This window comes from Faecalispora jeddahensis (assembly GCF_000577335.1).
GTDB lineage: Bacteria > Bacillota > Clostridia > Oscillospirales > Acutalibacteraceae > Faecalispora > Faecalispora jeddahensis.
This window is the reverse complement of sequence record NZ_CBYL010000071.1, coordinates 1-10,340: the sequence shown is the minus strand read 5'-3', so window position 1 is coordinate 10,340 and position 10,340 is coordinate 1. Positions and strand designations below refer to the sequence as shown.

9 protein-coding genes and 1 tRNA gene are annotated in these 10,340 nt (G+C 57.1%); 4 read left to right on the top strand and 6 right to left on the bottom strand.

The genetic code is table 11. The features are described from left to right. From TY09_RS18760 to TY09_RS16675, 6 genes are all read right to left on the bottom strand, one after another. Positions 1–301 (bottom strand): hypothetical protein (locus tag TY09_RS18760; protein ID WP_147584733.1); only part of this gene is annotated, 301 nt, incomplete at its 3' end. A gap of 236 nt (positions 302–537) precedes the next feature. Next, on the bottom strand, positions 538–804 hold the full coding sequence (locus tag TY09_RS16695; RefSeq protein WP_009061132.1) for a DUF4321 domain-containing protein: 267 nt from the start codon (positions 802–804) through the stop codon (positions 538–540). A gap of 24 nt (positions 805–828) precedes the next feature. Further along, the gene (gene dut, locus TY09_RS16690; protein WP_042436704.1) at positions 829–1,272 is read right to left on the bottom strand and encodes a dUTP diphosphatase; all 444 of its coding nucleotides are present in this window, start codon (positions 1,270–1,272) and stop codon (positions 829–831) included. 24 nt (positions 1,273–1,296) lie between these two features. Next, complete coding sequence (locus tag TY09_RS16685) at positions 1,297–3,387, bottom strand: U32 family peptidase (protein ID WP_042436702.1); 2,091 nt, start codon at positions 3,385–3,387, stop codon at positions 1,297–1,299. A 108-nt stretch (positions 3,388–3,495) separates the two neighbouring features. Further along, the gene (locus TY09_RS16680; protein ID WP_035316515.1) at positions 3,496–3,681 is read right to left on the bottom strand and encodes a hypothetical protein; all 186 of its coding nucleotides are present in this window, start codon (positions 3,679–3,681) and stop codon (positions 3,496–3,498) included. Positions 3,682–3,722: 41 nt separating this feature from the next. Next, on the bottom strand, positions 3,723–4,349 hold the full coding sequence (locus TY09_RS16675; protein ID WP_042436699.1) for a cell division protein ZapA: 627 nt from the start codon (positions 4,347–4,349) through the stop codon (positions 3,723–3,725). A 397-nt stretch (positions 4,350–4,746) separates the two neighbouring features. Between TY09_RS16675 and TY09_RS16670 the strand changes: the two genes are divergently transcribed. From TY09_RS16670 to TY09_RS16655, 4 genes are all read left to right on the top strand, one after another. Further along, entirely contained in the window at positions 4,747–7,194 is a 2,448-nt protein-coding gene (locus TY09_RS16670; protein WP_042436696.1) for a glycogen/starch/alpha-glucan phosphorylase, read from the top strand. Positions 7,195–7,233: 39 nt separating this feature from the next. After that, complete coding sequence (locus TY09_RS16665) at positions 7,234–9,078, top strand: glycoside hydrolase family 13 protein (protein ID WP_042436694.1); 1,845 nt, start codon at positions 7,234–7,236, stop codon at positions 9,076–9,078. Between the two features lie 117 nt (positions 9,079–9,195). Further along, positions 9,196–9,272, top strand: a tRNA-Arg gene (locus TY09_RS16660). 82 nt (positions 9,273–9,354) lie between these two features. Further along, positions 9,355–10,188 (top strand): nucleotidyltransferase domain-containing protein, encoded by an 834-nt coding sequence (locus TY09_RS16655; protein WP_042436691.1) that lies wholly within the window; start codon positions 9,355–9,357, stop codon positions 10,186–10,188. Positions 10,189–10,340: the final 152 nt, after the last annotated feature.

The following is a 10,340-nucleotide window of genomic DNA, read 5'->3' as shown; positions in this document are numbered from 1 at the left end:
TCTGTTGCACTTCTCTTGACAATCCGCCTATTTTAAAAAAGGAGGAAAGTCTTTGTAGGGCGGCCCCGCGCAGGGAATATTCTTTTTTCGTCAGTTCGCCCCTCAGGCCGGGGTGGGCACTTACTTTCATGAAAGGACGGCGTTTAAGCAAAGGCCTTCCAAAGGACTCTTTTGGAATCCGTTTGGGGAACGACTCCTGACAGTGCAAACAAAAGCTATCCGTAAGGCGCTCCAATGAAAATGCCCACTCTCCGAGCTTCATCTGGAAACGAGCCTTGCGATTCCGTCTGTCGGCGGACATTTTCAGAGCGCTCTCGTTGGCTCGGTGTTTTCTTAATGCGGCTCTGCCGCACTTTTTGACTGTTCCCGCGCGGAAACAGCCAGCGCACACGCGACGAATGGAGCGCGAAGCGGAAGTCTTTCCCCAAACTGCCCTGCGATGTGCATGCAGGCTCAGCCTGCCGCGACGAATGGAGCGCGAAGCGGAAGTCTTCCTCCGAACTGTCCCGCGATGCGCATGCAGGCTCAGCCTGCCGCTCAGGCTCGCAGACGGATCGCGCTGAACGCGAGAATCGCCACCGCGAGCAGCAGCGCCTGCGCCACATTGATATTGACCATCAGGCCGAATGTAAAATTGACCACGGCCAGATCAACCGTCACCGGCTTCAGCCCAAAATCGGCGCTCATGCCGAGCCACGCGAGAAATGGAAGCTTTGCCGTTACCGTGCCGAGCAGCTTGCCCAGCACCACAGCCAGCACAAGCAGAATAACCAGAAACAAATTTTTCAGCCAATTATGTTTCATCGTGGTTCTCCTCTTTTCCGTCCGTTACCGTTTTCCGGTGGAGCCGAATCCGCCGGTACCGCGCTCGGTGCTGTCCAGCTCGTCCGCCTCTTCCACGGGCGGCAGAAGCACCGGAGAAATCACGAGCTGGGCGATCCGCTCGCCGGGCTGAATGGTATAGGGCTCCTGCCCCAAATTGCACAGCCCTACGCGGATTTCACCCCGGTAATCGCTGTCAATCACGCCGACGCTGTTGGAAAGGGTGATCCCATGGCGCACGGCCAGGCCGCTGCGGGCATACACAAGGCCCACCCACTCTGCAGTGGGAATCGCCATCGCCAGCCCGGTCGGGACCATCGCCCGCCCGTCTGCCGGCAGAAGCACTGGCTCCTCTATACAAGCCACAAGGTCCATCCCCGCGCTGCCGGGAGTGGCCCTTTGCGGAATCACCGCGTTCGGATGCAATTTTTGAAATCGAATGGGTTCCATGCTTGTTCCTCCTGCCTGCTTTTGCTACTCAATTCCACGATAATACAAACCCCGTGTAAAAGGCTGCTGCTCTTTGTCGCGTTTTGTATTTTCCACAGCCCGCAAACCAAGATAATTCCGAAAGATTTCCTCAATTTCCACAGAGTTTTCCACAGTAAATCTTAAAACCCCGAAATCCTGCCCGCGAACTTCGCGCATCCGGTCCGCCAGGTACAGCGGAACCGAGTTCAGCACCTCGCTCGCGTCGCCGTCGCACATCACCGGGAAGCGCACGCCGCGCCGGTCGGTCAGCCACGCGTTGCCGCCGCAATCAGCACAGCTTTGTGAGCCGTTTTTGCCGGGACAGTTGCGGCACAGCATCAGCGGCTGGCGGCCATACACCACCAGCCCGCGCGGCAGATCACCGCCGACCGCGGCCGCCTGCGCAAGCGTCAGCTCAAACGAAAGCTCGGTGTCGCACAGGCCCTGACGGCTCAGCCACTCGAGCGCCGAGGTATTCATCGCATTCAGTGAAAATCCGCCATGAACCTTCATCCCGCTTTCAAGCGCAAGTCCAGCCGCGCCAAGCGTTCCAGCCCACACATCGCGGACACCGATCTTCTTCAGCGCCTCCAGGCGCTCCTTCAGCCGGTTTTCCGAACCGAAAATGCCGCGCGGTAAAGACGCCGCCATCGGGAAGCCCCGGGAAAGCAGCTCTGCAAACTGTTTCTCCGGCACATTCACCGGCAGATACACGAGTTCGCACTGTTTTGCCAGCTCCGGCACATCTTCCTCCCGCCGGAAGGAAGCGCGCAGACGCGGCAGCTTTGCGGGCTGATGCGGCTCGGCTGCCGGAATGGTCAGACGTGTGAACGGCACCGGCTTTCTCTGCGAGCGCAGGACCAATAATTGCTCCAATACCTCGCGGCGCAGACGGTTCAGCATCGAGATGGGCAGAGAAAGCCCTGGTTCGATTTCGCATTGCACCTCCTGCGCGAAAAACGGGGTGCCGCCGGTCTTTTGCAGCTGTGTGCGGCATCGCTCTTCGTCGATGGGCCGGCTGAGCGCCGGCTCGGGACACTCGCCCAAAGCCTCAGCACGGTGACCACCGTCATCGGCGGCCGAAAGTGTGACCGGCTGCCCAGCCCGCACCATTAACTCCAGCCGCACCGGCACACGCGGCAGCTCGTCCTTGTACAGGGCATGCAGTTGTCCGAACACATCCTTCGTCGCGCCGGTCACATCCTCCCTGGAACGGATGCCGAACATTTCCCTCCCGAACTTGCCGTCGGGGTAGCCCGTCGTAAAGCCCGACCGGGAAAACACGGCGGAAAGATTCTCCGTCAGCTCCGGCGGGATCGACCGGCCATCGGCCGAATACCGGCAGGCCGCCGTTGCGGCCGCCACATATTCCGGGCGCTTCATGCGGCCCTCAATTTTTGCGCTGGTCACGCCGGCATTCTCTAATTCCGAAATGCGTGCGATCATCGAAAGATCTTTCAGGCTCAAGTCATGGCCCGTGCCGCCGGGCACGGAAAAGGGCAGACGGCACGGCTGGGCGCACATGCCCCGGTTGCCGCTGCGCGAACCGAGCACTGAACTGAAATAGCACTGGCCCGATACCGACATGCACAGCGCGCCGTGCACAAAGCTCTCGATTTCGATGGGCGTATCCTTCGTGCCGTCCTTGATTTCGCGAATCTGTGAAAGGGACAGCTCGCGCGCCAGCACCACCCGGGCAAAGCCGTTTTTCGCGAGCAGACGCGCACCCGCCGGGTTGGTGATCGACATCTGTGTCGATGCGTTGAGCTTCAGCCCCGGGGCGCGCTCCCGCAGCAGCGCGATCAGCCCGGGGTCCTGAACGATCAGCGCGTCCACCGCGAGAGAGCAGGCGTATTCGGCCAGCTCCAGCGCGGCCGGCAGCTCCTCCTGCCGCAGCAGGGTATTGAGCGCCAGATAGACTTTAACGCCCCGGGCATGGCAGTATTCCACTGCCTGCCGCAGGGCGTCATCGTCAAAATTCTTCGCCGCCGCCCGCGCGGAAAACGCGCTGCCGCCCAGATACACCGCATCGGCGCCGGAGCGCACCGCGGCGATCAGAGAATCCGGCGACCCGGCGGGAGATAAAATTTCCATGGTTTGTATCCCAACCTTTATTCAGCATAAAATAGAGTCAATTCACTTGATGGCCAGGGTACTTTAAAATCACCTGATTCAAGTATGACAGTTTCTTTCCCCCGCGGCCTACTTCTTCGGCTTTCTGCGGCATTTGTCCAGATAAACGATGTACAGGGCAAACACAATCACCATCACCGTCCCGTACGAGGAGGAAGACGACGGCTCAGACGTAATCGTCCCCAGAACATTATAGCCCACCAGAAATATCACAGCCGCAAGTACCATGACGATGGTATAATCTCGGTTGCTCATCACAGTGTCCCTTTCTTCCTTCGCGCAGGTATGTTCAGCGTTCAGTCAGTTTCTTTCTTTTCAAAAAAACTCATGAAACTGCTGCGGTCCAGCTCCTCCGGCACCTGGGCAGACGCCGGGCGGGAGTAATGGCCGGTATGCACGTTCGGTACGGCGGGCGCGGCGGGCCGGGTTTCCTCCGGCCGCTCCTCCTCGTAAGGAGACTCGGGACCTTCCGGTTCTTCCAAAGATTTTGGCTCCGGCGAAGGCACGGGCTTTTCCGGCACCGGCACCGCAGGCACGGAGCGCGCAGGCTCACGGGCCGGGTTCTGGGCGGCTTCCCCTGCCGAAAGACGGGCGCGCAGGGTCTGAATCTCCTGCTTCATGCGCTCGATTTCGCGGCGGGCCTCGTCGGCCTCCAGGCGGCTGCGGGAGGAATCCTCCAGGTAATCCTTGATCTGCGAGCGCAGATTATCCGCCGCAGCGGCGGCTTTCTTCGCGTCGTCGCAGAACGACAAAGCGGTTATGATTGCGGCCAGGGTTAAAGAAACCCGGTCGTTTTTGGACATAATGCTCTGAATGCTCTTTTCTACTTCATCCCCAAGTGCAAGCACATAGGTTTCGTTATCCTCCGATGTAAGGGTACACTCGGTTCCGCAAATATTCAGACGCACCTTAATCTTATTCATGGTGACCATCCTTTCACAGCCTTGGCAGCAGGCCGGCATTCCATACAATCTCTTTTATTATAAGCCATTTTGCGCAATTAGGAAAGGGCCTGTCGCGTTTTGCCGGATTTTCTTTCGCCGGCGGGCGGAGAAGAGGGCCGCGCACAAGAAATTCATTTTGTTGAATATAACTAAATTTAGACCAATTTTCACCCACTAGCAAAAGAAAGCAGTTTTGAAGGCAGCAAATCTTTTTTATTGAAAATACGGGCAAAATTTACGTTTTTTTCTCTTTTATTCTGTCAGTTTATTGGAATTGTATTTCGGCTCTTTTTGGTATACAATAAACATAAATCTTACTTGGCATATGATAGGGAAAAAGTGCTTCTTTATGTATAGAATCGGAGGACAGGATCACATGAATTATACGCTTTCGAAAAAAGAAATTCAGGCGCGCGTCAAAGAAACGCTGAGCCATGAGATGAGCGTGGAATGGCAGGACGCCACCGACGAACAGTACTACAAGGCCGTGGCCCTCGTCGTGCGCGACATGCTGGTAAAGGGCCGCAAGGAGTTCCGGGAGACCGCAGCCAAAACAAGCACCAAAACCATCTACTATTTATGTATGGAGTTCCTATTGGGGCGCTCGCTCAAAAACAATCTGTTCAACCTTGGGCTGGAGGATTCGTTCCGCGGGGCGCTCGGCGGCATGAATGTAAACCTTGACAATCTCTACGAGCAGGAGCCGGACGCCGGCCTCGGCAACGGCGGTCTGGGGCGGCTTGCGGCCTGTTTTCTCGACGCACTCGCCACACTCGGCTACCCGGCGATGGGCTATTCGCTGCGGTACGAGTACGGCATTTTCCGCCAGAAGCTGGTAGAAGGCTGGCAGACAGAGCTGCCGGATTTCTGGCTGCCGGGCGGCAGCGTGTGGTTTCAGCCGGTGCCGGACCGCGCGGTCGAGGTGCATTTTGACGGAACGATCGAAGAATCGTGGAACAACCAGTATCACGTTGTGCGCCACAAGGACTACACAAAAGTGCTGGCGGTTCCCTATGATCTGTACGTGGCCGGTATGGACGGCCGGGGCGTAAGCCGCCTGCGCGTGTGGGCCGCCACCTCTGCCGAAGCGGATTTTGACATGAAGCTTTTCAACGGCGGCGATTACCTGCGCGCCATGGAGCAGAACGCGATGGCCGAGGTCATCACCAAGGTGCTGTACCCCGAGGATAACCATCCCGAGGGCAAGAGTCTGCGCCTGACGCAGCAGTATTTCCTTGTTTCCGCCACGATTCAGGATATCATCCGGCGCCATCTTTCCATCAACCGGACGCTCGACAATCTGCCGGAAAAGATCGCGATTCACCTCAACGATACGCACCCGGTGCTGGCGATCCCCGAAATGATGCGCGTGATGCTCGACGAATGCGGCTACGGGTGGGATCAGGCCTGGAGTATCGTTCACCGCACGATGGCATATACGAACCATACCGTCATGACAGAAGCGCTTGAGAGCTGGGGCGTGGATCTGTTCCGCCGCCGTCTGCCGCGCATCTACCAGATCGTGGAGGAGATCAACCGCCGCTTCTGTGCCGAAATGCACGCAAAAGGCGTGGACGGCTACAAGGTAGGGCGCATGGCCCCTCTCAACGACGGCTATGTGAAAATGGCAAACCTTGCGGTCGTGAGCACCCACTCCATCAACGGCGTGTCGCAGCTGCACAGCGACATTTTAAAGCAGACCGTATTCCACGATTTCTATACTGAAATGCCGGAAAAATTCCGCAACGTGACAAACGGCATCGCCTACCGCCGCTGGCTGAATCAGTCGAACCCCGAATATGCCGCGCTGATCACCGAGCTGATCGGTGAGGAATACATTCATAACGCCGCCCGGCTCGACCGGCTGCTTAAATACCAGAATGACAAGACCGTACTCGAGCGCATGGCGAAAATCCGACGCGGCAACAAGGAACGCATCGCCGCCTATGTATGGAAAAACAACGGGATTGAGGTCGATCCCGACTCCATCTTCGACGTACAGGTCAAGCGCCTGCACGAATACAAACGCCAGCACCTGAACGCGCTCGAAATCCTCGCCACCTACCAGTGGCTGCGCGATAACCCGAACGCGGACTTTACCCCCAGAACGTATTTCTTCGGCGCGAAGGCCGCGCCGGGCTACTATATGGCAAAGCAGATCATCCAGTTCATTGTCGATCTGGGCAACACCATCAACAACGACCCGCGCGTCAATCAGAAGATGAAGATCGTCTATCTGGAGGATTACCGCGTGACGCTCGCCGAGCTTCTCATTCCCTCGGCGGATATCAGCGAGCAGATTTCGCTTGCGGGCACCGAGGCTTCCGGCACCAGCAACATGAAATTCATGATCAACGGCGCGGTGACGCTCGGCACGCTCGACGGTGCAAACGTAGAGATCCACGACTCCGTGGGCGATGAAAACATCCTGCTGTTCGGTATGACCACCTCGCAAGTGCAGGAGCAGAAAAGAAACGGATATTATCCCGCAGGTATTTACCAAAACCACCCCGTTCTGCGCCAGGCGCTCGACGAGATGAGCCGCGGCTTTGCCGGCGTCAGCTTCCGCCAGATTGCGGATTCGCTGAAAAATTCCGACCCCTATATGGTGCTGGCGGACTTTGATGACTATACCCGCGCGCGCCGCCTCTCGCAGCAGCTGTACCAGAACCCCGAGCAGTGGTACCGCATCGCGCTGGTCAACACCGCCCATGCGGGGCGCTTCTCCGCCGACCGCTCCATCCGCGAGTACGCCACAGAGATCTGGAATGCGGAGCCGGTGCCCGAGGCGGGAAAGGAACCCGCAGAAAAGGCGGAGCAATGACGCTCCGCCGAAAAACGGCAAAAAGGAGCTTCTTAGAACATGTTTGATTCCAGGAACCCTGTGTATAAAAATCCCGTAGGGGCCACTCCCGCCGGGCAGAGTATCCATTTTAAGATCACGCTTCCCCGCGGCCTGAAATGCACCGCCGCCACACTGAACCTACAGGAGGACGGCGGCGAGCAATTTCACTGGGGAATGTTCTGGTGCGGAATGAACGGGGACGACCGGGAATGGTGGGAATGCGATTTCATCCCGCCGCGCAGCGGATTGTATTTTTACTCTTTTTCCTTGCAGACGAACCGGGGCATGCTCGGCTTGAACCGCGCGTTCGGCGGCCGGGGGGAGCTTTCCGGGGCGAGCAAATGGCAGCTTACCGTATACGAGCCGGGGTTTGAAACGCCCCGCTGGCTCCCGGGCGGGATCCTGTACCAGATCTTCCCCGATCGCTTTTATTGCTCCGGCCAGAAAAAGGAAAACATCCCCTATGGGCGAAAAATGCACGCCGGGTGGGGAGAAGAGCCGCAGTGGCAGCCCGACGAAACCGGCGAAATCACAAACCGTGACTTTTTCGGCGGCGATCTGCAGGGCATTCTGCAAAAGCTGCCGTACCTGCAATCGCTGGGGGTCACGTGCCTGTATCTGAACCCGATTTTCGAGGCCCATTCCAACCACCGGTACGACACGGCAGACTACAGCCGCGTCGACCCCCTGCTCGGCACAGAACAGGATTTTGCAGAGCTGTGCCGGGAGGCGGAACGCTTCGGCATCCACATTCTGCTGGACGGGGTGTTCAACCACACCGGCAGCGACAGCGTCTATTTCAACCGCGAGGGGCGCTACCCCGGCCCCGGCGCGTATCAGTCGAAGGATTCCCCGTATTACGACTGGTACGGCTTTTCGTCGTGGCCCGACAAATACGACTGCTGGTGGGACTTTCTTACCCTGCCATGCGTCAACGAGTGTTGCGAGAGCTATCAGCAGTACCTGTGCGGCAAGGACGGCATTGTGCGAAAGTGGCTGCGCCTGGGCGCGGCAGGCTGGCGGCTGGACGTAGCGGATGAGCTTTCCGATCTGCTGCTCGAAAAGATTGTCGAAGCATCCAAAGAGGAAAAATCCGACGCTTTGATTCTGGGCGAGGTGTGGGAAGACGCTTCCAACAAAATCGCCTACGGGCAGCGCCGCCGTTATTTTCAGGGCCATCAGCTCCACAGCGTGATGAATTACCCATTCCGCAACGCGGTTCTGGGCTTCTTTACCGGAATGCGCGCCAAGGACGCGATGGAAATCCTGCTCACCGTGCAGGAAAACTACCCGCCGCAGGTGCTACGCTGCCTGATGAATCACCTTGGCACGCACGACACCGAGCGCGCGCTCACCGTCTTGGGCGGCGAAGCCCTGAACGGAAGAGACCGTGAGTGGCAGAGCCGCCAGCGCCTGAGCCCCACGCAGCGCGGGATCGCCCTGCGGCGGCTGCGCGGCGCTTCTTTGATGCAGTATACCCTGCCGGGCGTCCCATGCATTTATTATGGGGACGAAGCCGGAATGGAAGGCTACCGCGACCCCTTCAACCGCGGGTGCTTCCCGTGGGGAAAAGAAGATGCCGCTCTCACGGAATGGTACCGTTCGCTGGCAAAGCTGCGGCAGACCGCCCGCACCGCGCTGGAGGATTCCCCGCTGGTACCGGTGGCTGCATTCCGCCGATGTCTGTGTTACATCCGTGAGGGAAAAACACAGCGCCTGCTGATCGCGCTCAATTCCGGCAGTGCCGCGGAGCAGGTCGCCCTGCCCGCAGGCTGGGAGAAAGCGACCTGCCTGCTTGGGGAGCCGCCGTCCGGCAGTATTCTAACGCTTCCGCCCATCGGATTTTCGGCCCTGCTGCTGTAATCGGCAGCGGGCCGTTCGCATTCTGCGGAAAATTATTTTTCAGAATCACTTGACTTTTCAGCCTGCTTTGCATATAATAATAAAGCTGTTCGGTCTTAGGACATGTTTCAGCGATTTGCGCTCGTAGCTCAGCTGGATAGAGTGTCTGACTACGAATCAGAAGGTCAGGGGTTCGAATCCCTTCGGGCGCGCCAAGGTTATTAGGCTAAAGCAGATGCAGAAATGCATTCGCTTTAGCCTAATTGTTTATATCAACAAAAGTATGGGGGATTACGCATGGATGAAATCAGAACCATATTGGATAAAGCGGTAACAACTTTGGCAGGGATTTCAGGGGTTGAGGCTATTGTACTTGGCGGCTCGCGCGCAAGGGGAACGCATGCCCAGACATCGGATATTGACATTGGCGTCTATTATGGTCGTACCGCATTCGACCTTGTCGCTTTGAACAAGGCGGCGCAGCTTTTGGATGACGAACACAGAGAAAATCTGGTGGTTCCTCCCGGCGCATGGGGGAACTGGGTGAATGGCGGCGGCTGGCTAATTATGAATGGGTATCATGTTGACCTTATTCTTCGCGATATTGAACGAGTTGAAAATGTGATTGCGGAATGTCGGGAAGGAAATCTCTCGGCCCATTATCAAACCGGGCATCCCCATGCCTATATCAATTCGATGTACATGGGCGAATTGGCAATCTGCAAAATATTGTGGGATAAGCAGGGCCGTGTTTTTGCCCGAAAGAGTGTGGCGGAGCAGTACCCGCCAAAATTGAAGAAAGCGATCGTCGGTTTCTTTGGGTTCGAAGCCGGATTTTCCTGTATGTTTGCGGAAAGCAGCGCCACGAAAGATGACGTTTATTATGTTACCGCACATATCGTGCGAGCGGTTTCGGCGCTGAACCAAGTATTGTTTGCGATAAATGAACAATACTGCATAAATGAAAAGAAGGCCGTCAGTATGATAGATCATTTTCACATTCACCCGATCGGTTACAAAGAGAAAGTAAATTCAATTTTTGCCGCGGCCGGAACAGACAGTACCAATGCCTGTTCACAGCTAAGGGAGCTAATTAACGAAGTAAATGGATTGGTTCCGATTCATGAGTAGTATCCTGCACATCCATTTCGACCGGATGACACAGCGGACGGTGTCCGCTCCCGATTCGCGCCCTCGCTTTCACGAGGACGCGTTTATTTTGTGCACACACCGAAAGCCGTATTTTTGAGCCAATGACTCACCAGTTTGAATCTGCACACAGA